Below are 22,152 nucleotides of genomic sequence, written 5' to 3'. Positions count from 1 at the left end.
GGACCCGATGAAACGAGAAACGATCGCCATCCATGGCGGCTTCGCCGGCGACCCGGAAACCCATTCCGTGGCGGTGCCGGTTTACCAGACCACCAGCTATTACTTCGACGACACCCAGCACGGCGCCGATCTGTTCGATCTCAAGGTGCCGGGCAATATCTACACCCGCATCATGAACCCCACCAACGCGGTGCTGGAAGAGCGGGTGGCGCAGCTGGAAGGCGGCATCGGCGCCCTGGCCATGGCCTCCGGCATGGCCGCCATCACCGCCGCCATCCAGACCCTGGCCCGGGCCGGCGACAACATCGTCTCGGTGAGCCAGCTGTACGGCGGCACCTACAACCTGTTCGCCCACACCCTGCCGAACATGGGTATCCGCGTGCACATGGCCGATGGCCGTGATCTGGACGCCATCGCCGCCGCCATCGACGACGACACCAAGGCGGTGTTCTGTGAGTCCGTGGGCAACCCGGCGGGCAACATCGTCGACCTGGCCGGCCTGGCCAAGGTGGCCCACGACGCCGGCGTGCCGCTGATCGTCGACAACACCGTGGCCACCCCGGCCCTGTGCCGGCCGTTCGAGCACGGCGCCGACATCGTGGTGCATTCCCTGACCAAATACATGGGCGGCCATGGCACCACCGTGGGCGGCGCCATCGTTGATTCCGGCCGTTTCCCGTGGAAGGACAACCCGCGCTTCAAGGCTTTCAACGAGCCCGACCCCAGCTACCACGGCGTGGTCTACACCGAAGCCATGGGCGAGGCGGCTTTCATCGGCCGTGCCCGGGTGGTGCCGCTGCGCAGCACCGGCGGCGCCCTGTCGCCGATGAACGCCTTCCTGCTGCTGCAGGGCATCGAGACCCTGAGCCTGCGCATGGAGCGCCACTGCGAGAACGCCATGAAAGTGGCCCGCTACCTGCGCGACCATGACAAGGTGGAGTGGGTGAACTTCGCCGGCCTGGACAGCGACCAGGACCACGCCCTGGCGCAGCGCTACATGGATGGCGGCGTGCCAGCGTCGATTCTCAGCTTCGGCATCCAGGGCGGCCGCGACGCCGGCGCCCGGTTCATCGATGCCCTGGGCATGATCAAGCGGCTGGTGAACATCGGCGACGCCAAGTCCCTGGCCTGTCACCCGGCCACCACCACCCACCGCCAGCTCAATGACGACGAACTGCGCACCGCCGGCGTCAGCGCCGACCTGGTGCGGCTGTCCATCGGCATCGAGCACGTGGACGACATCCTGGCGGATATCGAGCAGGCCCTGGCGGCGGTTTAACGGCGGAAACGGGCCGGCGTCTCGCCGGTCCAGCGCTTGAACGCCTTGGCGAAGGCGCTTTCGTCGGAGAAGCCCAGTTCCTCCGCCAGCTCGGCCACGCGGCGCCCGTCGCGGAGCCCCTGCTCGGCCCGTTCGCGCAGCAGGGTGTCGCGCAGCAACTTGAAGCTGGTGCCCTCATCGGCCAGCTTGCGGATCAGATGCCGGCCGCTCATGCCCAGCCGGTCGGCGATCCGCTCCTTTCCCCAACCCGGATGCTCGCGAATCAGCGCGCCCACCCGGGCCCCCAAGGAACGGTGATCCAGCCGTGCCAGCAATTCGTCGCCCAGCCCGCGCAGGTGCCGGCACAGAGCCGGATTGGCGTGCACCAGCGGCAGCGCCAGCTGGTCGGCGCCGAACACCAGGGCGTTGTGCGCCGTTTCAAAGGTCACCGGCACGCCCAGCTTTTCCCGATAGCGGGCCGGCGCCGCCTGAGCGACATGGCGCAGGGTCAGCGCCCGGGCCTGGAACGCCTCGCCGGTGCTCCAGCGGGTCAGATTGAGCAGGCTGGCGAGCACCGCCTCCACCCGCGCCGGGCGGCGGGTGGCGTAGCGCGGCCGGTAGCGCACCGCCACCGCGTCGCCGTCCCGGGCCACCTGGAAGTCGCCGCCCTCGCCGACGATGGGGTGATAATCGAGCAGGGAATCCAGGGCTTCCCCCACGGTTTCGCAGCTCATCAGGATCATGCCGGCGGTGTCCAGATGGCCCACCTGCAGGGCCAGGCCCAGATCCAGCCCCACCAGCGGATCGCCGGCGGCCTGGCAGAAGTGATCCCAGAGCCGGTCCTGGCGGTCCAGGTCCACCCTTTCCCGGTCCGACAATTCCGCCGCCAGCGCGTCCGGCAGCGGCAGCGCCAAACGCCGGGCCGCCTGTACGATGGCCTGGGAGAAATGGACGGTAACCGTGGGGGTGTGGGCCATGTCCTGAATTAACCGGTTGCGGGTCGCGAATCCGCCGTGCCCGGGTCGCGGGCGGCGGCTAATCTGCAAGCATAACAATAAACCGGAGCAACCATGTACGCAGTGATCGGCGCCGGGCCCATGGGTCTGGCCACCGCCCGTAATTTGCAAAAACAGGATCTGCCTTTCGTCGGCTACGAACTTCATGACGACGTGGGCGGGCTGTGGGACATCGACAACCCCCACAGCACCATGTACGAGAGCGCCCACCTGATCTCTTCCAAGCGGATGACCGAATTCCGGGAATTCCCCATGGACGACCGGGTCGCCACCTATCCGCACCACCGGGAGATGAAGCACTACTTCCACCAGTACGCGGAGCATTTCGATCTGCGCCGCCACTACCGCTTCGGCACCCGGGTGACGGCGCTGTCGCCGGCGGCGGACGGCGGCTGGGATCTGACCGCCGAGCGGGACGGCGTTGCCGATACCCGCCATTTCGACGCCGTGCTGATCGCCAGCGGTACCCTGCACACCCCCAACCGGCCGGCACTGCCCGGCGACTTCGCCGGCGAGGTGATGCACGCCAGTGACTACCGCAGCGCGGACTGTTTCCGCGACAAGCGGGTGCTGATCGTCGGGTGCGGCAACTCCGCCTGCGACATGGCGGTGGACGCGGTGCACCGGGCCGCCAAGGTGGATCTGTCGGTGCGGCGCGGCTATTACTTCCTGCCCAAGTTCATCGGTGGCCGCCCCGCGGACGCCATCGGCGGCAAGCTCAAACTGCCGCGCCGCCTCAAGCAGTGGCTGGACGCCCGCCTGATCCGTCTGATCGTGGGCCGTCCCAGCGACTACGGCCTGCCGGACCCGGACTACCGCATGTACGAGTCCCACCCGGTGGTCAATTCCCTGGTGCTCCACCATCTGGGCCACGGCGACATCACGCCACGCCCGGACATCCGCGCCGTGGACGGCCACACCGTCACCTTCAGCGATGGCGAGCGCGCCGATTACGACCTGATCCTCATGGCCACCGGCTACCAGCTGGATTACCCCTACATCGATCCCGCCCACCTGAACTGGCACGGCAACGCGCCCCGGCTTTATCTGAACCTGTTCCACCCGGAGCGGGACGACCTGTTCATGATGGGCATGATCGAGGCCGCCGGGCTGGGCTGGGAAGGGCGCAACGAACAGGCGGAGCTGGCCGCCCTGTACCTGCGCCGCCTTGCCGAGGGGCACCCGGCGGCCCGGGATCTGCGGCGGCTTAAACGGGAGCGCGCCGGCCAGAGCCTGGACGGCGGCTACGACTATCTGAAACTGGCGCGCATGGCCTACTACGTCCACAAGGACAGTTACCGGGCGGAAGTGGCCCGGCACGCGCGCGCGCTTCGCGCCGATCAATAACAACGCCGTCCGGCGGCTCCGCCGGCGAGGAGGACGGGTGCAGACCACCATTGAATTCAACACCGGTAGCCTGATCGTGCTGAACGCCATCCTGGCGTGCATGATGTTCGGGGTGTCCCTGTCGCTGCGCGCCGACGACTTCAAGCGCGTGCTGGCCAAACCGGATGCGCCGGTGGCCGGCCTGCTGGCGCAGTTCCTGCTGCTGCCGGCGCTCACCTGCGCCACCACCTGGTGGCTGGAGGTGGACCCGCAACTGGCCCTGGGCATGATCCTGGTGGCGTCCTGTCCGGGCGGCACCTTCTCCAACATCATGACCTGGCTGGCGCGCGCCAACGTGGCGGTGTCGGTGAGCATGACCGCGGTGTCCAGCCTTGCCGCCACCGTGCTGACGCCGCTCAATTTCGCGCTCTACGGCTGGCTCAACCCGCACACCCGCGGCCTGGTCACCGACATCGCCCTGGACACCGGCAACATCCTCATGCTGGTGGTGGCGGTGCTGGCGGTGCCGTTGCTGCTGGGCATGGCGTGCGGGCATTACTTCCCCCGTTTCGCCCAGGCCGCGCAGAAACCCATGCGGGTGTTCACCCTGCTGGTGCTGTTCACCTTCGTGGGGCTGGCGTTCGCCAACAACATGGATGTCTTCCTGGCCAACGCGGACCGTATCGTCGGCCTGGTGGTGGGCCAGAACGCCCTGGCCCTGGGGCTGGGTGCCCTGGCGGGGCTGTTGGTGGGCCTCAACCGGGCCGACCGCCGGGCGGTGACCCTGGAGGTGGGGATCCAGAACTCCGGGCTCGGGCTGTCGATCCTGTTCACCTTCTTCCCCCACGCCTCCGGCATGATTCTGATCGCCGGGTTCTGGGGGATCTGGCACCTGGTCAGCGGCCTGACCCTGTCGCTGCTGTGGGGGCGCGGCGCCGGCCGGCGGGAGGCGGCGCCATGAGCCGTATTCTGATTACCGGCGCCGGCGGCTACATTGGCCGCCAGCTGGGCGAACGCCTGGCCGCCGATCACGATGTTCTGGGGCTGGACGTGCGCGTGCCCGACGGACTGCCGTTCGAGTGCCGGCGCGGTGACATTCGCGATCCGGCCCTGGCGGACCTGCTGCGCGCGCACCGTGCCGAGGTGGTGGTGCACCTGGCGGCGGTGCTGGAGGATTCCGGTGACCGGGTCCGGGACCACGACATCGACGTGAACGGCACCCGCAACGTGCTGCGGGCCTGCCTGACCGCCGGCGTGCGGCAGCTGGTGGTCACCAGCTCCGGTGCCGCCTACGGCTACCATCCGGACAACCCGGCCTGGCTCGACGAGGGGCAGCCGCTGCGCGGCAACCCGGAATTCGCCTACTCGGACCACAAGCGCCAGGTGGAGGAGCTGCTGGCCGACTACCGGCGCGAGCACCCGGCGTTGGGCCAGCTGATTCTGCGCCCGGGCACGGTGCTGGGTGCCGGCACCCGTAACCAGATCACCGCCCTGTTCGAACGCCGCCGCATCCTGGCCATTGCCGGCTCCCCGTCGCCGTTCGTGTTCATCTGGGACCAGGACGTGGTGGGCGCCATCGTCCATGGCGTGCAAACCGGTGCCACCGGCGTCTACAACCTGGCCGGCGACGGCGCCCTGCCAATCCAGCGGGTGGCCGCGCTGCTTGGCAAGCCGCGTCTGGTTTTGCCCGCCTGGCTGCTGGCCGCCGGCCTGGCGGTGGGGCACCGGCTGGGGCTGACGCCGCACACCCCGGACAAGCTGAAGTTCCTGCGTTACCGGCCGGTGCTCGACAACCGCCGCCTCAAGGAGGAATTCGGCTACCGGCCGGCGAAGACCTCCGAGGAAACCTTCCGCTTCTTCATCGACCACGCCCGGCAAAGGGGACAACTGTGAAAACCATGCTGATCACCGGGGCCGCTTCCGGGCTCGGTTGGGCCCTGGCGCTGGCCGCCCGGCAGCGGGGCTGGCGCCTGATTCTGGTGGACCGGGACGCGCGAGCCCTGGCGGACAAGTGCGCCCGGCTGGCCGGCACGGACACCGACACGGTGCGCCAGCGCGCCCTGGATCTCACCGACGCCGCCGCCCGCGACGCCCTGGTGGCGGAGCTGCGCGACGAACCCCTGCGGGCCCTGGTCAACAACGCCGGCATTACCCACCGCTCGCCGGCGGCGGCCACCGATATGGCGGTGTTTCAGCGGGTCATGGCGGTGGACTGGGAAGCGCCGGTGGCGCTCACCCTGGGCCTGCTGCCGGCGCTGCGCCGGGGCGGCGGCACCGTGGTCAACATCGGCTCCATGGCCGGCTGGATGCCGGTACTGGGGCGCGCCGGCTACTGCAGCGCCAAGGCCGCCCTGGGGCAATTCTTCGAGGTGCTGCGCGGCGAAGTGGCCGACGACGGCGTCGGCGTGCTGATGGTTTACCCCAGCTTCCTGGCCACCCCCATCGAAGCCAATGCCCTGGGGTTCGACGGCCGGCCCGCCGCCCACGCCCGTTCCTCGGTGGGGCGGGTGCGCGACGCGGACTGGATGGCGCGGCGCACCCTGGACGCTCTGGACGCCGGCAAGCGGCGGCTGTTTCCCGATCGCTTTACCTGGTTCGCCAGCCTGCTGTGGCGGCTGGCGCCGGACCTGTACCATCGCCTGATGCGCCGCCGCTTCGCCGTGGAACTGGAATCCTGAATGCTGGACTTGCTTGCTTCACCCTGGGCCCTGGTGGCCCTGTTCGTGCTGTTCGCCTACACCACCGAGGCGATGACCGGTTTCGGGTCCATCGTCATCGCCCTGTCGCTGAGCGCCCTGGTGCTGCCCCTGGACGTGCTGATGCCGGTGCTGGTGCCGCTCAACCTGGTGCTCAGCGGCTACCTGACGCTGCGCTATCACCGGCTGGTGGCGTGGCGGCTGCTGCTCACCGGCATCCTGCCGATGATGGCGGCGGGCACCCTGGCCGGTTTCCTGGCCCGGCCCTGGCTGGATCAGGGCGTTGCCCGGCCGCTGTTCGGTGCCCTGGTGGTGGCGTTCAGCGTGCGCGAGCTGTGGCGGCTGCGCCACGCGGTGACGGCGGCTGCCCACGGTCGTTGGCACAGCCGCTTCTGGATGCTGATGGCCGGGCTCACCCATGGCCTGTTCGCCTCCGGCGGGCCCTTGCTGGTGTACGCGCTGAACGGCATCCGGCTGGACAAGGGTCGCTTCCGGGCCACTTTGGTGCTGGTCTGGTTCAGCCTCAACAGCCTGCTCACCCTGGGCTTTCTGATCAACGGTGATTTGCGGGCCCAGGGCGATCATCTGCTGGCGCTGGTGCCAGTGGTGCTGGTGGGCATCGTGCTCGGCGAGGCCTTGCATCACCGGGTGGACGAGCGCCGTTTCCGTCAGGTTCTGTTCACCGTGCTGCTGCTTGCCGGTGTCGCCCTGCTGGTTCGATAGCCGCTGGCCTTTCCCGGGCACAGCCCCTAGCATTCGAATCAGAAGACAAGGGAGAGTGTTATGTCGGCAGTGGAAATTCGGCCGGTCAGTGGCATCGCGGTGGAGCCCTGGCTGGATGAACTGGCGGATCTTCGTATTCGCGTTTTTCGTGATTATCCCTACCTGTACGACGGCTCCCCGGCCTATGAACGGGACTACCTGGACCGCTACGCCCGCTCCGAGCAGAGCCTGTTCGTGCTCGCCCTGGAGTTCAACCGGTTGATCGGCGCCGCCACCGCGCTGCCCCTCACCGACGCCGATCCGGAATTCATGGCGCCTTTCGAGCAGTACGGGCCGGCGCCGGAGCGGGTGTTCTACTTCGGCGAATCGGTGCTGCTGCCGGATTACCGTGGCGAGGGCATCGGCCACCGCTTCTTTGACCTCCGTGAGCTCTACGCCCGGGATTTTGGCTTCGACGTCACCGCCTTCTGCGCGGTGGTGCGCGATCCGGACCACCCGGCGCGTCCCGGCGACTATCGTTCCCTGGAGCCGTTCTGGGAAAAACGCGGCTATCGCCCGGTGCCGTCGCTCACCGCCCGCTTTTCCTGGCGGGATCTCGGCGAGGACGAACAGACCGAGAAGACCATGCGATTCTGGCTGCGCGAGGCCGCCGAGGACGAGTAACCGCGGGCTCGGGTTTGTAAAAATTCGTAGTTTTCATACCTTCGGGCCATGAAGAGGACGTGAAGACCGGTCTACAGTCGAGGCCTTCGGAGACTCGATTATGCACTGGTCCTATTGGCTCGGCCGCGTCACCCGCGGCCTCCTCATTATCGTTCCCCTGGCGCTGATCGCGGTGCTGGCGGCGCTGCTGGTGGCGGGCTGAGCCGTCAGCAGCCGCCGTGGCGGCGCAGCAGCGCCACCGGGTTGTCCAGGTGAACCACCTCCCAGCCGTACCGGCGCGCCAGCCAGCGGAAGGTGTGCGGCTGCCAGAAGCACACATGGGTGGGGTCGCGGCGATAATGCCAGCGTGGGAAATGATCGTCGTCGGTGAGAAACCGGGTCATGATGCCCAGCCAGCCGCCGGCCGGCACCAGGCTCTGGAAGCGGGCCCATTCCCGGGCCGGCTGGTGCAGGTGCTCCACCACCTCGGTGCAGGTCACGAAGTCGTAGGTCCGCTCCAGAACGGCCGGATCGTCGGCGTAGATCGGGTCCCAGATCCGCGTTGGAAAGCCTTCCTCCTCCAGCATCCGCGCCAGGGCCGGCCCCGGCCCGCAGCCGAAATCCAGCCCCCGGGCGCCGGCGCTCAGCCGCGCCGTCAGCGGCGCCGCCAGCTGGCTTAGAAAGCGCCGGTAGCCGGCGTCGTCCGGGTCGTTGCGGTGCAGATCGTACTGGCGCTTTTCCTCCGCCCGGTCCGGCAATTGGGCGCGGCTCAGGAACGTCAGCCGGCAGGCGTCGCAACGCAGGTAGCGGCGCCCTTCCACGGTGGCGAACAGGGTGCTGTGGGGATGGCCGCACAGGCAGCAGGCGGTCATGGTCGCGGCAACCACTCCTTCAGGCAGGCATAGGTGCGCGGGTCCTCGAGCATGGCCATGTGGCCCATGCGGTGGAACAGCCGGCGGGTGAGGTTGGCGGCGCCCGGATAGAGGCGCTCGGCCAGGGCGCTGTCCACCCGCACCAGCCAGTCGCCCAGGGGCGCGGCGCTGCGCTCGTCGCTCAGGCTGCCGGCCAGGAACAGCTGCTCCACGTGCGGGTCCAGCGGTACCTTGAGGCTGGGGCGGGCTTCGTCCAGGGGCCGGTCGCGCCATTGTTCCTCGAGCACGTAGCCGAAGCGCAGGTCGCGGATACCGTCGGAGCGCAGGTTGCCCAGGCGCATCAGCGGCCGGGAGTAGGGGGTCAGTCCCAGCAGCCGGTTGGCCTGGTTGCCGAGCCGCTCCAGCACCGCGCCCTGGTGGGGCGAGCCCAGGCAGGCCAGGTGGCTGAGCTTGTCCACCCAGGCATCGCCCCGCGCCCGGCCCTGGTGCAGGGCGCTGCGCGACACCAGGCCGCCCATGCTGTGGCCCACCAGGATCAGCCGGTCGGGCAGGGCGGTACGGTTGAGCAGATCGGCCAGGGCGCGGCCATTCTCGGAGATGTGCAGCCCGGTGTTGTAGCGCAGAAAGCGGGTGTGGGCATCCAGGGCCGGGCCCGCCCAGCGCTGGAAGTCGGCGGCGGCCTGGTTGTCCCAGCAGCGTTCGTTGAGGCACAGGCCGTGCACGAACAGCACCAGGGTGCCGCGCTCCAGGGACGGCGGGTCCGGCAGCAGGGCCATGGGGAGCGCGTAGTCGCTGTCCTGAAGATCCAGCACCTGGCCGAACACGCCGTTGACGGCGCTGCGCAGGTCCAGCCCGCCGTCCGCCTCCCGGTCCGGGTCGGCGGCCAGGCGGGCCAGGGTGGTGAGCCGGCCGGCCTGGTGCAGGCCGTAGCGGATCGAGCCGTACACCAGCGGCGCCGCCGCCCGGGCCCGGTCGCCGGGTGTCAGCGGCCGGGCGATGGCGCCGTGCATCTCCTGCACCACCCGCGTCACTTCGCCGCCCAGGGCGGTGGCCAGCTGGGCCAGGCCCCCCAACTGCTCGCTGAAACCTTTCATGGACACTCCTTTTTTTGCTTCCCGATGGTAGGGCCTGCCCGCGGGAAATGCGATGCCCGGGAGCGGTGACCGCATGGTCACACGGAAATGGTTTCATTTGATACAATATGCGCTCCAGCCTTGGAGAATGGAATGACCCCTGAACAGCGTTTCGGCCGCTGGGTGCGCCTGGCCTTGGCGGCGTTTTTTCTGATTTTTGTCTATGTGGTCTGGATGGACCTCTACGCGCCCCTCACCACCCTGGCCCGGGCCCAGCGTTACGTGGTGCAGGTGGCGGCCCAGGTGGACGGCCAGGTGATGGAGGTGCCGGTGGCCGACGGTGATCGGGTGGGGCGGGGTGACGTGCTGTTCCGGGTGGACGATCGGGACTACCGGCTGGCCCGGGACGCCGCCGAACTGGCGGTGACTGGCGCCGGCCAGGACAACACCGTGATGCTGGCGGAGCTGGCCGGGGCCCGGGCCCGGGTGACCGGCGCCCGTGCCACCCTGGAAGAGGCCCGCCGCAAGCAGCGGCGCCTGGACAATCTGCACCGCAGCGGTGCCGTCTCCCGGCAGCAATGGGAAGAAATCCAGGTGGCCGTGGAGCAGGCCCGGGCGGATCTGGAAGCGGCCCGGGCGGAAACCAAACGCCTCGGCACCCGTCTGGGTGATGGCGACCAGGACAACCTTGCTCTGGCGCGGGCCATGAACCAGCTGGAAACCGCCAGGCTGCAACTGCGGCGCACCGAGGTGAAGGCTCCCCTGGCCGGGGTGGTTACCGACCGGCAACTGCAGGTGGGCCATTACGCCCGGGCCCGGGAGCCGGTGCTCAGCCTGGTGTCCGACGAGCCCGCCTGGGTGGCGGCGGACTTCCGTGAAAAGAGCCTGCGCCACACCCGCGACGGCGATCGCGCCGAGGTGGTGTTCGACGCGCTGCCGGGCCGGGTGTTCGAGGCCCGAGTGGGTACCCGGGGCTGGGGTGTGCGCCAGGGCCAGGGCACGCCGGACGGCGCCCTTGCCGAGGTGGAGGACAGCGATCGCTGGGTGCGCGACGCCCAGCGCGCCCGGGTGCGGCTGGTGCTCCTGGACCCGCCGCCGCAGCGCGCACTGATGGTGGGCGCCCGCGCCACCGTGCAGCTGTACCCGGAGCACGGCATCGCCGCCGCCGTGGCCCGCGTCTTTGGCTGGGCGCAGATCCGTGCCTTGGCCGTGCTTCACTACCTGTACTGAGCGATGAACGACGATCAACTGCGCCATTGTCTGCGTATCAGCCTGGGCTCGCTGGCCGGCTATCTGTTCATGCACCTGACCACCTGGACGTCCGGCTTGTTCTTCTGCGTGTATCCGGTGTTGCTGCTGGCCATGGTGCCGCGCATGAACGGCCACGCCGCCTTTCAGTTCATCGCCGCGGCGATGATCAACATCGTCGAGGTGTATCTGATCAGCGGCCTGTTCGGCGACCGGCCGCTGCTGATCACGCCCCTGGTCTGGGCTCTGTTCGCGGTGCGCTTTCATTGCATGGCCACGGGACCGTATTTCCTCTTCGGTGCCCAGGGGCTGGTGGCGGCCAGTGTGCTGTTCCACTTCGCCAGCTATCCGGACCTGGACGTCACCGGCATGGCCAAGGCGAACCTGGCGGCGGCCGTTTTCACCGTGGCGGTGGCCTGGGTGCTGGGTTGGTTGTTGCCGCCGCGCCAGGTGACCCCTCCGCCGGCGCCGGAACCGAAAAGCGATGCCCAGCGCCGCCACCAGGTGCTGCTGGGCGCCACCGTGGCCACGGTCAGTTTTCTGGTGTTCCAGATCTTTTCCTTGAGCGATTCCTTGTCCGCCCAGGTCACCACCCTGCTGATGCTGTTTCCCATGAGCTTCGCCGGCGCCGCCGAGTACGGCGGCCGGCGCGCGGTGGGGGTGCTGTTGGGCTGCAATCTGGCGCTGGCGATCCAGCTGCTTCTGTACGACTGGTACGGCTACTGGATTCTTTCCGCGCCGCTCTACTGGGTGGCCCTGATGGTCTGCGCCCGGCAGCATTTGCTGGAGGGCCGCTCCGGCGCCGGTTTCGCCGCCTGTACCACCATCGCGGTGATCTTCGGGCAATACCTGACGCCGGAAGGTGACGCGGTCTACGCCACCCTGTACCGGTTCAGTTCCATCGCCGTGGCGGTGCTGGTGGCGCTCACCGTGATTTACCTGGTGCACAAGCTGCTGAACCTGTCGCCGCTTACCCGTTACCGGGTGGGCGCCGCGGAGGATTCGTAAAATACAGGAAAATCCCGGCCCCCCTCCCTGTTCAGGCGCCGATCGTGACGCTAGATTGCTCCTCAACGATCACGACACGTCGAGGAGTGACTATGCGTACTTTTAGCAAAGGACTTGTAACCATCATGTTTGGCGCCATGCTCGGCCTGGCTGGCTGTGACCAGCAGGGCCCGATGGAAAAAGCCGGCGAGAAAGCCGACGACGCCGTCGATGAAGTCACCGAACAGGGCCCCATGGAAGAGGCCGGTGAAGAGATGGGCGATGCCTGGGATGAAACCAAGGAAGCCGGTGAGGAAATGGGCGAAGCCATGGACGGGGACGGCAACAAATAACCGTCGCTTCCTTCACCAGAAAAAAGGCCGCTCGGGGGAATCACCGGGCGGCCTTTTTTTGTGGCCGGCGAAGGCCGGTGGCGGGTGCCGGAACGGAAATGCGTATATTTGGGCGGCAATTTTTTGCGAAGGGATACATTCCACTACATCCCTTCACTCAATCCTGACCGTTTATGTCTTTGGCGCCCCGGTGTCCACTGGCTAGAGTAAGCAGGCTGCACGGCCCGGCGGCGACGTTCGCTCCCGCGCCGACCTAACCGATGAGGAGTAGCCCGATGGGAACCCAGGCGAAATGGGTGGGGCCGGAATCGCCAGCCCGGCTGACCGTGGACGCGGTGGATAACCGGGCCTTGGCGTTGCATGAGTATCTGGTGGTCTACCGCGCCGGCGTGGGGCCCCGTCGCGGGCGCCGGCAGCGGCTGCGTGAACTGCGCTACGACATTGCCCGTCTGCAGGCCTGGGCATGGTATCTGCGGGCCACCGAGCGGCGGCCGGCGTGGTGGCGGCTCCTGCACCTGCTGGGTGGCTGGTTCGGAGCGGGCCGTCAGGAGAAACCCGGTCGCCGCCATCAACGCCGCGCCGGGATTCAGCGCCTGAGCGCCTTCAGCGTAGTGGATCGCGCCTATGCCGCCCAGATCGAGGATTTCCAGGGACGCCTGTTGACGCTGGGCCTGAACCATCCGCCACTCAGCGAGGAGCGCCAGCGCTGCCGGCGGCTGCTCGAGGACGATGTGGAGCGCCTGCGACAGGAGCGGGATCGTCTCACCGGAGAGGCCGGTCGCGTGGCGGTGGTGTGCTGGCTGCTGGGCCGGCTGGTGCGGGTGCGTGGCTGGCTTGGCCTGAACAAGCACACCTCCCGGGCGATGGATCCATGAGCGGTTTGCTGGAGGGCGGCCGCCTGCCCATGGTGTTCACCCTGGCGGACCTGAAACAGCAACTGGACGGCGATGAGCACGCCGCCATGGAGCTGGCCCGGCGCTGGCTGGAAAGCGGCCAGGTGCGTCAGGTGGCGCCGCCGCGTCCGGTGTTCATCCGTCTCGGCGGCGCCGAGCCGCCGGAGGAACCTCATCTGTGCCTGGCCCTGGCCCGCACCTTCCCTTCCGCCGTGGTGGTGGGCGGCTCCGCGTTGTGGCGCCAGGGCGCCAGCCGCCAGCGCGATGCCCTGCTGCACTGCGCGGTGAGCGAGGACGTGGAGCAGTTCGCCTTGCCCGGCGTGCGCCTGCACCAGCGCCCGGAGGGCTGGCTGCTGGCGGTGTCGCGCGCCGACGGGCTGCACGGCCAGCTCCATGAGCTGCCCCTGCTGACGGCGGAAATGGCGGTGGCCGACGCCGCCCGTTTCGCCGACGTCTGGGTGCCCGATCGGGATCAGCTGGATGGCCCGGGACTGGACGCCGCCCGGGTGGCCGCCGCGGAGCGTGCCCTGGCGGCGCTGTAACCGGACTTTCATTGACCGGGCCGGTCCGGGCGCGTATAAATGCGAATCGTTATCAAGCTCGTCATGCGCGCCTTATGCTGCTCCTCTTGTCCGTCGTGCTGCTCGCCGGCACCTTTCTGCTTTATCTTTCCGACCGTCAGCAACGGGCGCTGGCCCGCCCCTTGCCGCAAGCCGCCCGACTCGCCGGCCTGGTGATGGTGATCGGTGCCTTCGCCGGCTGGGCCTGGCGCCTGGGGCCCGGCGTCGGCCTGTTTACCGCGCTCTGGGTGTTCGCCCTGGGGGCCATGGGGCTGCCGATGCTGGTCGGCCACTGGGTGGACAGCTACCGCGGCGGCCGCGGCAAGGCCGCCGGAGGCCGTCCATGAGAGGACTGCTCGGCGCCGTGCTGGGGCTGCCCCTGGCGATGATGTTGTGTGGCCTGCTGGCCGCGGCGCTGCCAGTGAACTGGCGCGACTGGCTGGTGCTGCTGATGTTGCTGTCACTACTGGTCTGGGCGGTACTGATCGTGCTTGCCGGCATGGCGCGCACGCCCTGGCGGGCCGGCATTGGCCTGGTGGCCGCCAACGGCGTGGCCTGGCTGCTTCTGCAAACCACCAGCCTTTACGGGGGAGCCTGATGCGCGCGGAGACCCTGAAACGACACATTGATCTGCACGCCTGGGTGGGCATCCTCACCGGGTTGGCGTTGTTCGTGGCGTTCTTCGCCGGCGCCCTCAATATGTTCCACCACGAACTGCACCACTGGCAGGAGCCGGCGGCCACGGAAACCGCCGCCCCGGACGCCAACATGCAGGCGCTGCTGGATACCGTGGTGGCCAATAATCCGAACGCCGGCAACTGGATGTTCCTGATCCCCGGCGACGATCCCTCCGCCATCTGGCAGGAGACCGTGGACGGCGAGAGCGTCTGGCACACCGAGCACGCCTCGGATTTCAACGACGCTGGCGAGAAGGTCGCCCCGGCCGGTGGTTCCGGCCTCTCCGAATTCGTCAACGAACTGCATTTCGAGCTGGCCATTCCCAAGGTGGGCCTGTACTTCATGGGCGTGGTCTCGGTGCTGTACGGCGCCGCCCTGATCGGCGGGCTGGTGATTCACTGGTCCCGGCTCAAGAAGGAATTCTTCGCCCTCAAACACCAGGGCAACCTGCGCCGTTACTGGAAGAACCTGCATAACCTGGTGGGCGTGATCAGCTACCCCTTCCACGTGATCTTCGCCTGGACCGGCGCCGCCATGGGCTGCCTGGCCATCGTTACCCTGGTGATGGGCGGCCTGGTGTTCGGGCCCCAGTTCCAGCCCGCCTTCACCGAGGCCTCCGAAGCCTGGCCGACGCCGGAAGCCAGCGGCAACCCGGCGGCCATGGCCGGCGTCGACGACTATCTGGCCGGCGCCCGTCAGGCGATGCCGGAACTGGACGTGGGCTGGATCGAGCTGCAGCAGTACGGCGATGAAAACGCGGTGGTGGACGTGGGGGGCTCGGTGCACGGCAAGGTGGCGCATTATTCCCATGTGGTGATGCGCGGTGACAACGCCGAGCTGCTCACCGTCAGCGGTCCCGGCCAGCGCTCCTTCAACCATTTCCTGATGGCGCCGGTGTACTCCCTGCACTTCGGCGACTACGGCGGCCTGTTCGTGCGCTTGATGTATTTCGCCCTGGCCTTGCTGGGCTGCCTGCTGTTCTTCTCCGGCAACATCATGTGGTGCGAGCGGCGCACCGACCGCCAGGGCCCCAGCCGCTCCGCCGCCTTCATGCTGCGCCTCACCCTGGGCGTCACCTTCGGGGTCATGGCCGGGCTGGCCATGGCGTTCATCGTCAGCAAGCCGATGCTGTACTCCCCCTGGCAGGCCTGGACCGCCCCGGCGGAAAAGATCGCCTTCCTGGTCACCCTGCTGATCGCCCTGGCCGCCGCCTTCCGTGCCGCGCCGCTCACCACCGCCGGCCTGTGGCCCAAGGTCTGCGCCGGCCTGTACCTGCTGGCGCCGCTGGTGCAGGGCGCCCTGGAGGGCTTCCACACCTGGCTGGAGCCGGACTTCCTGCTGGTCAACGGTTCGCTGCTGGCGGTGGCCGCCAGCCTGATCCTGGTGGACCGGCTGCGCCGCCGGCGCCTGCGCCGGGCCGCGCCGCACCCGCTCTGGGTGGGCGCCGCCCACCCGGTGACGGCGGCCAATCCGGTGGACCCGGATCCGGCCTGATGGCCATCATCGACGCGCACCAACTGCAACGGGACTGGGCGGGCATGACGCCGGCCCGCGCCCGTGCCCTGCAACATGAGAGCGCCGCCCGGGTCCGACTGGAGACCGACGTGGCGCTGCCGCCGGCAACGGTGGCGGGCGTGGACGTGGGCTTCGAGAATGGCGACACAGCCCGGGCCGCCGTGGTGGTGCTGCGTTACGCGGACCTGGAGCCGGTGGACTACGCGCTGGCGCGGCTGCCGGTGACCTTCCCCTATGTGCCCGGCCTGCTGTCGTTCCGGGAATGTCCGGTGATTCTGCGTGCCCTGGAGCAACTGCGCGTGGCGCCGGACCTGCTGCTGTGCGACGGCCATGGGGTGGCGCATCCGCGCCGCCTGGGCATCGCCGCCCACCTGGGCGTGCTCACCGGTCTGCCCACCGTGGGGGTCGCCAAGAAGAAGTTGTGCGGGCGCCATGGCGCGGTGCCCGAAGGGTGGGGTGAATGGACCCCGCTGAAGGACGGCGACGAGACCCTGGGCGCGGTGCTGCGCACCCGGCCCGGGGTCAAGCCGTTGTTCATCTCACCGGGCCACCGGCTGGATCTGCCCGCCGCTCTGGAACTGGTGATGCACTTCACCACCCGCTACCGGCTGCCGGAAACCACCCGCTGGGCGGACGGCCTGGCGTCCAACCGGGGCCAGCGCTGGCTGGCCCGGCTTGATCAACTGCGCTGACGTCGCGGGCGGATCAGGGCGCCAGGGAAAGGCGGTGAGCCGGGCTGGGCGCGGTGCCGCTGACCGGTTCGACTCTGGACAGGGTGGCGCCCACCCACTCGGCCACCTTCGCCTTGCCCACCACCTCGCCGGCGCGCCACGCCACCACCTGCCCGGTGGGGGTGCGCACCGGCCGGCCCGGTTCACGTACTTCCAGCACGGTGCCTTCCGCCAGGCCGTTGACGCGGCCGGCGGCGATGTACAGGGCATTGCCCTCGCCCTGGAACGGGCGCGCTGACCAATCCGCCGTGGCGGCCTGGCTGGCCAGGCTGTCAAGCAGGCGGGCGGCGCCCTGGTCGTTGTTGGCGACGCGCTCGGTAAGTTCCTTGTCCAGCGCCGTGTCCCATACCCGGACGGCGACCCGGCCGCCGTCCCCGGCGCGGGCCTGGACCAGCAGGCGGGCGCCGGGGTAGACCGCCAGCGCCGAGCGGCAGGCCTGGCTGGCGAGGTCGTTGCACTCGGAGGTGTGGGCGATGGCGTCCTGGACCAGCCCTTTGGGCAGGACCAACAGGCCGTGCTCCGCCGCCTCCTTGGTGAGGGTTTCCGGCAGGGCGGCTTGCACGGCCCCGTCCGTGACCAGCGCCACGTTGGCGAGCGGCTGATCGCGCCGGTTAAAGCTGACGGCGCGGGGCTGGTCGCCCTTGTTGCCGTCGGGTTGCGCCTGGCTCCACCGTTCCCAGAACGGGGTGTCCCAGTCCGGTTGCGGCGTGTTCAGGTTGGAAGGGCTGTCGGCGATCTCCAGGGCCTGCTCCGCTTCCGCGTCGGTGAGGGCGCAGCCACTCAGGCTGAAGGCGGCGAGAACGCTGGAAAACAGCACGGTTCTGGCAGTGAGCTTGATCATGAAAGTAGTTCCGTATCAAAAAAGCTGGAGCGGGGACAACAGAGTTTGGGCAACGGGGAAAGACTTTGTCCAGTGGCGCGCGCCGGTGGTGCGGCCCGGAAACGAAAACGGGGCGACCAAGGTCGCCCCGATTCCGTGTCTGACGATGCAGCCTGGGAGCGCTTAGAAGCTCACGCTCATGTTCAGGCTGGCGGCTTTCACGTCGTCGTTGGCGAAGGAGCCACCGTCGGAGGGGCCGAAGCCAAGCAGGTCATTGCCGGCCAGGGTACCCGCTTCGTTCTCCTCCATCATGCCCACGGACAGCCAGGTACGCAGGCTCTTGTTGGCCTGGTAGGCGAACTGCAGGTCATAGACCATGCTGTCGTCGTCGACGGTGCCATTGTCCACGGAGAGTTGGCCCACGGCGCCGGTGATGGAGAATTTCGGCGTCAAATTGAACTTGGCGCGGCCGATCAGCAGATCCTCGTCGAAGTCCTTCCGGCCCAGCGTACCGCCCATGCGATACAGGCTGCTGGCGCTCTGGGTGGCTTCCGGGTTGGAGTTGATCAGGCTGGACCAGGTATCGAAGCCAGGGGAGATCAGACCGCCGTCACGGGTAGCGGCGTATTGAACGCCCAGGTCGACGATGCCCACGTTGGTGCCCAGACGCAGGTAGGCGGAGGGTGCGTCTTCCTGGAAGAAGCGATCGTCACCGGGGGTACCGGTTTCCACATTGCCGTTGGTGAAAACGTTGAAACCGACTGCCATGTTCAGCGCTTCGCCAATGCTGCCGTCCAGGTAACCAGAGAAAAGCGTCACATTTGAGAGCGGATATTGAGTCGGAGGGCCACCAGCGCCTTCATAGTTGTTGTACCACTGCACCCACAGCAGGCTGGCATCCCAATCGCTGATCTTGGAGGTCACGCCAAGCAGCGACATGTCGCCGTTATCGACGTTGGAGTAAGGGGTGGCATCAGAACGACGATCATAACCCAGGACCATGCTGGTGGTCTTGCTAAACGGTTGAACCATCAGGATGCGGTCGCGGCGGTCGTCGCACACGAGAAAGCAATTATTGTAACTGGTTGCCTGTCTGCCTACACGGAACACGGTATGTCCAACCGGAATCTGCACATAACCCAGGTCCAGACGCACACTGTCACCACGACTGGAACTGTTGTAGGAAGGAGTACCGGTGGCGTTTGGATGATTGTCACCGACCCAGCGGTCACCGGCTACTTCCACGCTGGTGTACACGGAAATACCGGTATCCTCATCAAGAAAGTTGCTTTTTACCCGGATCAGGTGGCCAAAACCGGTGTCGCTGTCATCGGTGGCACCGGCGGGCAGGCCATCCTCATCAAGCTGGTTGGCGAACGCGGTGGCCCGGTACTCCAGGCCAAAATCGGTTTTGATGGCCTGGGCCATCGGAGACAGCGCGGCGGTGGCGCCGAACACGGCGGCCATGCCGATGGCTTTGGTCAGTTTGGAAAGGCGGGGCTGGTCGGAATGACTGTTCAGCGCTCCCTGAGCGTCTTTGGTCCACTTAAGTGCCATTGTTTTTGTCCTGTTTCTTCGAAGTTTATTGGTATCTCAGAGGGTCGTACTCCGGTCATCCTTCACCGGCCACCACCCCCGGGGTGACAAACCCGTTTCAGGCGATGAACGATGAAACCCTCTCGCATGCCCTTCCCAGGGCATCGTCTCCCGAGCGGACACGTTCGTGCTGAACAAGTCCACTAGACTTTTGGCGAAACCCCGCGATTACACGGTTTCACCCGGCCGTCACGGGCTATCTTAGAGCCCCTTTTATCGCCGAAGCAATACTGTAAAGCGCCAAAATACCGGTTGGTATGTTGGCGCCGTGGAGGATCCGGCGCGCCTTCCGGGTGGAAAAGTGAACACCGGTTGATTATTGGCGGGGTGGAATCCGTTTTCACAGGTCAGGGGAAAGCGGGGGAGGACGGTGCGCCCCCACGGGCTCTCTGGAATCCGCTACAGTGGCGTTGCCGCCGATACGGAAAAATGAAACGTCCTATTCGCGGCGGTTTCATTTTTCGTAACGGGAACAGGTGTTCACTCGTTCAGGTTGTCGGCGGGTCGGGGCCGGAGCGGCACGAAACCGCCCCGAAAAATGTTGCGAGATGTGTCCGCGTGCCGGGATCAGGTCTCGCCCACGGTGACGATTTTCAGGGTATTGGTGCCACCGCCCACGCGCACCGCGTCCCCCCGGGTGAGAATCACCCGGTCGCCGTTGGCCACCTGGCCGGCTTCGCGCAGCCGCGTTACCGCTTCGTTGTTGGCCTGGTCGCCCGGGTAGGGGGCCATGTCGAACCGGCGCGGTTCCACGCCCCGGTAGATCGCCACCCGGCGCTGGGTGCGCGGGTCCGGGGTGAAGGCGAAAATCGGCATGCCGGAGCGCACCCGGGACATCAGCCGCGCGGTGGTGCCGGTCTCGGTCATGGCGACGATGGCCTTGACGTTGTCCAGGTGGTTGGCCACGTGCATGGCCGCCCGCGCGATGGCTTCGTCGGAGCGGTGCATGGCCTGCTCCTGGCGCTGATTGGGCGGGCGGTTCTGGTAGGTGCGCTCGGCGCCCAGGATGATGCGGTCCATGGCCTGTACCGTGGCCACCGGGTAATCGCCCACCGCGGTTTCCGCGGACAGCATCACCGCGTCGGTGCCGTCCAGCACCGCGTTGGCCACGTCGGAGACCTCGGCGCGGGTGGGCTGGGGGCTGTGGATCATGGACTCCATCATCTGCGTGGCGGTGATCACGAAGCGGTCCAGGTCCCGGGCCCGGCGGATGATGTGCTTCTGCACGCCCACCAGCTCGGCGTCGCCGATTTCCACCGCCAGGTCGCCGCGCGCCACCATGACGCCATCGGAGGCCTCGATCAGGGCATCCAGGGTGTCCGGCTCGGCCACCGCCTCGGCCCGTTCGATCTTGGCGACCATGTCGCCCTGGCCGCCGGCTTCCCGGTACAGGGCGCGGGCCAGGTGAATGTCGTCGGCATGGCGCGGGAAAGACAGCGCCAGGAAATCCAGATCCAGCTCGGCGGCCAGGTGCAGGTCGCGGCGGTCCTTGTCGGTGAGGGTGTCGGCGTTGAGGCCGCCGCCCAGCCGGTTGATGCCTTTATTATCGGACAGCTCGCCGCCCACGGTGACCCGGCAGCGCACCCGGGTGCCTTCCACGGCGTCCACTTCCAGTTGGATCAGGCCATCGTTGAGCAGCAGGACGTCGCCGGGGCGGCAGTCTTCGGCCAGGCCGGCGTAGTCGGTGCCCACCGCCCCGGCGTCGCCGGCGTCCTTGTCCAGGGCGGTGTCGATGATGAAGGGTTCGCCGGCGCGCAGCATCACCGGGCCGTCGCGGAAGCGGGCGACCCGGATCTTCGGCCCCTGCAGGTCGCCGAGCAGGGCCACGGTGCGGCCCAGGGCATCCGCCTGCTCGCGCACCCGGGCCGCCACCGCGCGGTGGTCGTCGGCGCCGCCGTGGGAAAAGTTGAGGCGGAACACATTGACGCCGGCGTCGATCAGGGCGGCCAGAGTGTCGGCGGCGGAGGAGGCGGGGCCAAGGGTGGCCACGATTTTGGTGCGTCGGAACATCGCGATCTTTCCCGGGTACGATGGATGATGACGCTATTGTGGCAAAAAAGGGTGACGGTTTGGGGACCGGGCCGTTCGGGGAGCGGGGAAAGTGGCCCGCCCGTCAGGATTCGAACCTGAGACCTTCGCCTCCGGAGGGCGACGCTCTATCCAGCTGAGCTACGGGCGGATATCGGGGCCTCCCGAAAGCCGTGTGGGGCCGGGAGCCGATAAGTGGCGCGCATGATAGCGGGTTGCGGCCGGGGAGTCCATGGGAGACGCGGGCATTGGGGCCGCCGCCGCGGAACGGTATGATGGCGCCCGCCGAACGGTGGTGCGCCGCGCGCGGCGGCATTTTACAATCTTTTCCCGCCAACCGAAGTCCGTTTGGTTACCCTCTTGCAGCATTGGGATGGAGTAGAAACGGTGCGTATTGCTTACCTAGAAGACGATCACGCCCAGGCCGAGCTGGTCACGCACTGGCTCAAGGAAGCTGGGCATACCTGCACGCATCTCTCCAGTGGGCGGGAATTCATGAGCCTGCTGCGCAGGGATACATTCGATTTACTGGTGCTCGATTGGGAAGTCCCCGATATGAGCGGCTACGCCGTCCTGGAGGAGGTGCGGGCCAGCGGCAACAAAACGCCGGTGCTGTTCGCCACCCAGCGCGACGACGAGTCCTCGATCGTTGGGGCACTCAGCCAGGGGGCCGACGATTATATGGTTAAGCCTGTGAAACAAGCGGAACTGCTGGCCCGCCTCACCGCGTTGGGGCGAAGGGCGGGCGTGGCCGACATGGATGATCAAGGAATGATGACCGTGGGACCCTGGACGATCGACCGTGGTCGACGCCAGATTTTTCTTGATGAGGAACCCATCAAGCTCACCGATAAGGATTACGAGCTGGCCTGCTATCTGTTCCAGAACGTGGGCAAGCTGATGTCGCGGGCCCATCTGCTGGAAAAAGTGTGGGGGATCATGACGCCGATCGAATCCCGCACCGTGGACGTGCATATCAGTCGTATTCGTCGTAGTCTGCAAATCCGGCCGGAGCGCGGCTATCGGATCAAGACGGTGTACCAGCACGGTTACCGCTTGGAGCCAATCGACGAGTAATCGTCCCGGGCCGTCCGCGGCCCCGGCGCCAGGGGGTCGTGTCCCACCGGCTGCTCCGAG

At 67.7% G+C, this 22,152-nt stretch carries 23 protein-coding genes and 1 tRNA gene; 17 read left to right on the top strand and 7 right to left on the bottom strand.

Annotated elements, in window-relative coordinates; genetic code table 11:
* Positions 1–7 precede the first annotated feature (7 nt).
* Complete coding sequence (locus HMJ39_RS15355; protein WP_194297959.1) at positions 8–1,279, top strand: O-acetylhomoserine aminocarboxypropyltransferase/cysteine synthase family protein; 1,272 nt, start codon at positions 8–10, stop codon at positions 1,277–1,279.
* Here HMJ39_RS15355 and HMJ39_RS15350 read toward each other — a convergent pair.
* On the bottom strand, positions 1,276–2,235 hold the full coding sequence (locus tag HMJ39_RS15350) for an AraC family transcriptional regulator (protein WP_194297958.1): 960 nt from the start codon (positions 2,233–2,235) through the stop codon (positions 1,276–1,278). The genes HMJ39_RS15355 and HMJ39_RS15350 overlap by 4 nt on opposite strands.
* Positions 2,236–2,328: 93 nt before the next feature.
* Here HMJ39_RS15350 and HMJ39_RS15345 point away from each other — a divergent pair, with 93 nt between their 5' ends.
* The 6 genes from HMJ39_RS15345 (at position 2,329) to HMJ39_RS15320 (ending at position 7,682) form a co-directional block, all read left to right on the top strand.
* Complete coding sequence (locus HMJ39_RS15345; protein ID WP_194297957.1) at positions 2,329–3,621, top strand: flavin-containing monooxygenase; 1,293 nt, start codon at positions 2,329–2,331, stop codon at positions 3,619–3,621.
* Between the two features lie 100 nt (positions 3,622–3,721).
* Entirely contained in the window at positions 3,722–4,561 is an 840-nt protein-coding gene (locus HMJ39_RS15340) for a bile acid:sodium symporter family protein (protein ID WP_194298154.1), read from the top strand.
* The gene (locus tag HMJ39_RS15335) at positions 4,558–5,493 is read left to right on the top strand and encodes an SDR family oxidoreductase (RefSeq protein ID WP_161382893.1); all 936 of its coding nucleotides are present in this window, start codon (positions 4,558–4,560) and stop codon (positions 5,491–5,493) included. Before HMJ39_RS15340 ends, HMJ39_RS15335 begins: the two co-directional genes overlap by 4 nt.
* Positions 5,494–5,498: 5 nt before the next feature.
* Positions 5,499–6,278 carry an SDR family NAD(P)-dependent oxidoreductase gene (locus tag HMJ39_RS15330; protein WP_228462427.1) on the top strand — a complete coding sequence of 260 codons (780 nt, stop codon included), beginning with the start codon at positions 5,499–5,501 and terminating at the stop codon, positions 6,276–6,278.
* Positions 6,279–7,019: a sulfite exporter TauE/SafE family protein gene (locus HMJ39_RS15325; RefSeq protein ID WP_194297955.1), complete on the top strand. Its 741-nt coding sequence runs from the start codon at positions 6,279–6,281 to the stop codon at positions 7,017–7,019.
* 60 nt (positions 7,020–7,079) lie between these two features.
* The gene (locus HMJ39_RS15320) at positions 7,080–7,682 is read left to right on the top strand and encodes a GNAT family N-acetyltransferase (RefSeq protein ID WP_194297954.1); all 603 of its coding nucleotides are present in this window, start codon (positions 7,080–7,082) and stop codon (positions 7,680–7,682) included.
* A 206-nt stretch (positions 7,683–7,888) separates the two neighbouring features.
* On the opposite strand, the gene HMJ39_RS15315 is transcribed toward HMJ39_RS15320, so the two are convergent.
* Together HMJ39_RS15315 and HMJ39_RS15310 are read right to left on the bottom strand one after the other, a co-directional pair.
* Positions 7,889–8,533, bottom strand: a complete 645-nt coding sequence (locus HMJ39_RS15315) for a class I SAM-dependent methyltransferase (RefSeq protein ID WP_194297953.1) — start codon at positions 8,531–8,533, stop codon at positions 7,889–7,891.
* Entirely contained in the window at positions 8,530–9,627 is a 1,098-nt protein-coding gene (locus HMJ39_RS15310) for an alpha/beta fold hydrolase (protein ID WP_161382897.1), read from the bottom strand. Before HMJ39_RS15310 ends, HMJ39_RS15315 begins: the two co-directional genes overlap by 4 nt.
* 132 nt (positions 9,628–9,759) lie before the next feature.
* Here HMJ39_RS15310 and HMJ39_RS15305 point away from each other — a divergent pair, with 132 nt between their 5' ends.
* The 9 genes from HMJ39_RS15305 to nfi all read left to right on the top strand — a co-directional run bounded on the left by HMJ39_RS15305 (position 9,760) and on the right by nfi (position 16,532).
* Positions 9,760–10,836, top strand: a complete 1,077-nt coding sequence (locus HMJ39_RS15305) for an HlyD family secretion protein (protein WP_194297952.1) — start codon at positions 9,760–9,762, stop codon at positions 10,834–10,836.
* A 3-nt stretch (positions 10,837–10,839) separates the two neighbouring features.
* On the top strand, positions 10,840–11,862 hold the full coding sequence (locus HMJ39_RS15300; RefSeq protein WP_194297951.1) for a DUF2955 domain-containing protein: 1,023 nt from the start codon (positions 10,840–10,842) through the stop codon (positions 11,860–11,862).
* Between the two features lie 125 nt (positions 11,863–11,987).
* A complete protein-coding gene (locus HMJ39_RS15295; RefSeq protein ID WP_228462399.1) occupies positions 11,988–12,194 on the top strand; it encodes a hypothetical protein in 207 nt (68 codons plus the stop codon).
* 275 nt (positions 12,195–12,469) lie between these two features.
* Positions 12,470–13,069, top strand: coding sequence for a hypothetical protein (locus HMJ39_RS15290; protein WP_194297950.1), 600 nt, complete (start codon positions 12,470–12,472; stop codon positions 13,067–13,069).
* Positions 13,066–13,629 (top strand): hypothetical protein, encoded by a 564-nt coding sequence (locus tag HMJ39_RS15285; RefSeq protein ID WP_194297949.1) that lies wholly within the window; start codon positions 13,066–13,068, stop codon positions 13,627–13,629. The genes HMJ39_RS15290 and HMJ39_RS15285 overlap by 4 nt, the downstream gene beginning before the upstream one ends.
* A gap of 74 nt (positions 13,630–13,703) precedes the next feature.
* Positions 13,704–13,994: a hypothetical protein gene (locus HMJ39_RS15280; RefSeq protein ID WP_194297948.1), complete on the top strand. Its 291-nt coding sequence runs from the start codon at positions 13,704–13,706 to the stop codon at positions 13,992–13,994.
* Positions 13,991–14,245: a hypothetical protein gene (locus HMJ39_RS15275; protein ID WP_161382904.1), complete on the top strand. Its 255-nt coding sequence runs from the start codon at positions 13,991–13,993 to the stop codon at positions 14,243–14,245. The genes HMJ39_RS15280 and HMJ39_RS15275 overlap by 4 nt, the downstream gene beginning before the upstream one ends.
* On the top strand, positions 14,245–15,819 hold the full coding sequence (locus HMJ39_RS15270) for a PepSY-associated TM helix domain-containing protein (protein ID WP_194297947.1): 1,575 nt from the start codon (positions 14,245–14,247) through the stop codon (positions 15,817–15,819). Before HMJ39_RS15275 ends, HMJ39_RS15270 begins: the two co-directional genes overlap by 1 nt.
* Complete coding sequence (gene nfi / locus HMJ39_RS15265; RefSeq protein ID WP_228462398.1) at positions 15,819–16,532, top strand: deoxyribonuclease V; 714 nt, start codon at positions 15,819–15,821, stop codon at positions 16,530–16,532. The genes HMJ39_RS15270 and nfi overlap by 1 nt, the downstream gene beginning before the upstream one ends.
* Positions 16,533–16,545: 13 nt before the next feature.
* On the opposite strand, the gene HMJ39_RS15260 is transcribed toward nfi, so the two are convergent.
* From HMJ39_RS15260 to HMJ39_RS15245, 4 genes are all read right to left on the bottom strand, one after another.
* A complete protein-coding gene (locus HMJ39_RS15260) occupies positions 16,546–17,412 on the bottom strand; it encodes a hypothetical protein (RefSeq protein ID WP_194297946.1) in 867 nt (288 codons plus the stop codon).
* A gap of 162 nt (positions 17,413–17,574) precedes the next feature.
* Complete coding sequence (locus HMJ39_RS15255; protein ID WP_194297945.1) at positions 17,575–18,948, bottom strand: hypothetical protein; 1,374 nt, start codon at positions 18,946–18,948, stop codon at positions 17,575–17,577.
* 606 nt (positions 18,949–19,554) lie between these two features.
* A complete protein-coding gene (pyk, locus tag HMJ39_RS15250) occupies positions 19,555–20,997 on the bottom strand; it encodes a pyruvate kinase (RefSeq protein ID WP_194297944.1) in 1,443 nt (480 codons plus the stop codon).
* Positions 20,998–21,089: 92 nt separating this feature from the next.
* A tRNA-Arg gene (locus HMJ39_RS15245) sits at positions 21,090–21,166 on the bottom strand.
* A 236-nt stretch (positions 21,167–21,402) separates the two neighbouring features.
* Here HMJ39_RS15245 and HMJ39_RS15240 point away from each other — a divergent pair.
* Positions 21,403–22,092: a response regulator transcription factor gene (locus HMJ39_RS15240; protein ID WP_161382910.1), complete on the top strand. Its 690-nt coding sequence runs from the start codon at positions 21,403–21,405 to the stop codon at positions 22,090–22,092.
* The last annotated feature ends 60 nt before the right edge of the window (positions 22,093–22,152 follow it).

Origin of the sequence: Alloalcanivorax profundimaris (assembly GCF_015265435.1) — a bacterium.
In the GTDB taxonomy this organism is placed as follows: Bacteria; Pseudomonadota; Gammaproteobacteria; order Pseudomonadales; family Alcanivoracaceae; genus Alloalcanivorax; species Alloalcanivorax profundimaris.
Note: the sequence above shows the minus strand (reverse complement) of the source record. Positions and strands in the feature narration are given on the sequence as shown.

Bases quoted from the DNA above. Each gene is read 5' to 3' on its own strand.
- HMJ39_RS15270 (WP_194297947.1), top strand. From the start codon at position 14,245: ATGCGCGCGGAGACCCTGAAACGACACATTGATCTGCACGCCTGGGTG.
- HMJ39_RS15345 (WP_194297957.1), top strand. From the start codon at position 2,329: ATGTACGCAGTGATCGGCGCCGGGCCCATGGGTCTGGCCACCGCCCGT.
- HMJ39_RS15325 (WP_194297955.1), top strand. From the start codon at position 6,279: ATGCTGGACTTGCTTGCTTCACCCTGGGCCCTGGTGGCCCTGTTCGTG.
- nfi (WP_228462398.1), top strand. From the start codon at position 15,819: ATGGCCATCATCGACGCGCACCAACTGCAACGGGACTGGGCGGGCATG.
- HMJ39_RS15350 (WP_194297958.1), bottom strand. From the start codon at position 2,235: ATGGCCCACACCCCCACGGTTACCGTCCATTTCTCCCAGGCCATCGTA.
- HMJ39_RS15285 (WP_194297949.1), top strand. From the start codon at position 13,066: ATGAGCGGTTTGCTGGAGGGCGGCCGCCTGCCCATGGTGTTCACCCTG.
- HMJ39_RS15335 (WP_161382893.1), top strand. From the start codon at position 4,558: ATGAGCCGTATTCTGATTACCGGCGCCGGCGGCTACATTGGCCGCCAG.
- HMJ39_RS15295 (WP_228462399.1), top strand. From the start codon at position 11,988: ATGTTTGGCGCCATGCTCGGCCTGGCTGGCTGTGACCAGCAGGGCCCG.
- HMJ39_RS15330 (WP_228462427.1), top strand. From the start codon at position 5,499: ATGCTGATCACCGGGGCCGCTTCCGGGCTCGGTTGGGCCCTGGCGCTG.
- HMJ39_RS15255 (WP_194297945.1), bottom strand. From the start codon at position 18,948: ATGGCACTTAAGTGGACCAAAGACGCTCAGGGAGCGCTGAACAGTCAT.
- HMJ39_RS15305 (WP_194297952.1), top strand. From the start codon at position 9,760: ATGACCCCTGAACAGCGTTTCGGCCGCTGGGTGCGCCTGGCCTTGGCG.
- HMJ39_RS15290 (WP_194297950.1), top strand. From the start codon at position 12,470: ATGGGAACCCAGGCGAAATGGGTGGGGCCGGAATCGCCAGCCCGGCTG.
- HMJ39_RS15275 (WP_161382904.1), top strand. From the start codon at position 13,991: ATGAGAGGACTGCTCGGCGCCGTGCTGGGGCTGCCCCTGGCGATGATG.
- HMJ39_RS15320 (WP_194297954.1), top strand. From the start codon at position 7,080: ATGTCGGCAGTGGAAATTCGGCCGGTCAGTGGCATCGCGGTGGAGCCC.
- HMJ39_RS15280 (WP_194297948.1), top strand. From the start codon at position 13,704: ATGCTGCTCCTCTTGTCCGTCGTGCTGCTCGCCGGCACCTTTCTGCTT.
- HMJ39_RS15355 (WP_194297959.1), top strand. From the start codon at position 8: ATGAAACGAGAAACGATCGCCATCCATGGCGGCTTCGCCGGCGACCCG.
- pyk (WP_194297944.1), bottom strand. From the start codon at position 20,997: ATGTTCCGACGCACCAAAATCGTGGCCACCCTTGGCCCCGCCTCCTCC.
- HMJ39_RS15315 (WP_194297953.1), bottom strand. From the start codon at position 8,533: ATGACCGCCTGCTGCCTGTGCGGCCATCCCCACAGCACCCTGTTCGCC.
- HMJ39_RS15310 (WP_161382897.1), bottom strand. From the start codon at position 9,627: ATGAAAGGTTTCAGCGAGCAGTTGGGGGGCCTGGCCCAGCTGGCCACC.
- HMJ39_RS15340 (WP_194298154.1), top strand. From the start codon at position 3,722: ATGATGTTCGGGGTGTCCCTGTCGCTGCGCGCCGACGACTTCAAGCGC.
- HMJ39_RS15260 (WP_194297946.1), bottom strand. From the start codon at position 17,412: ATGATCAAGCTCACTGCCAGAACCGTGCTGTTTTCCAGCGTTCTCGCC.
- HMJ39_RS15300 (WP_194297951.1), top strand. From the start codon at position 10,840: ATGAACGACGATCAACTGCGCCATTGTCTGCGTATCAGCCTGGGCTCG.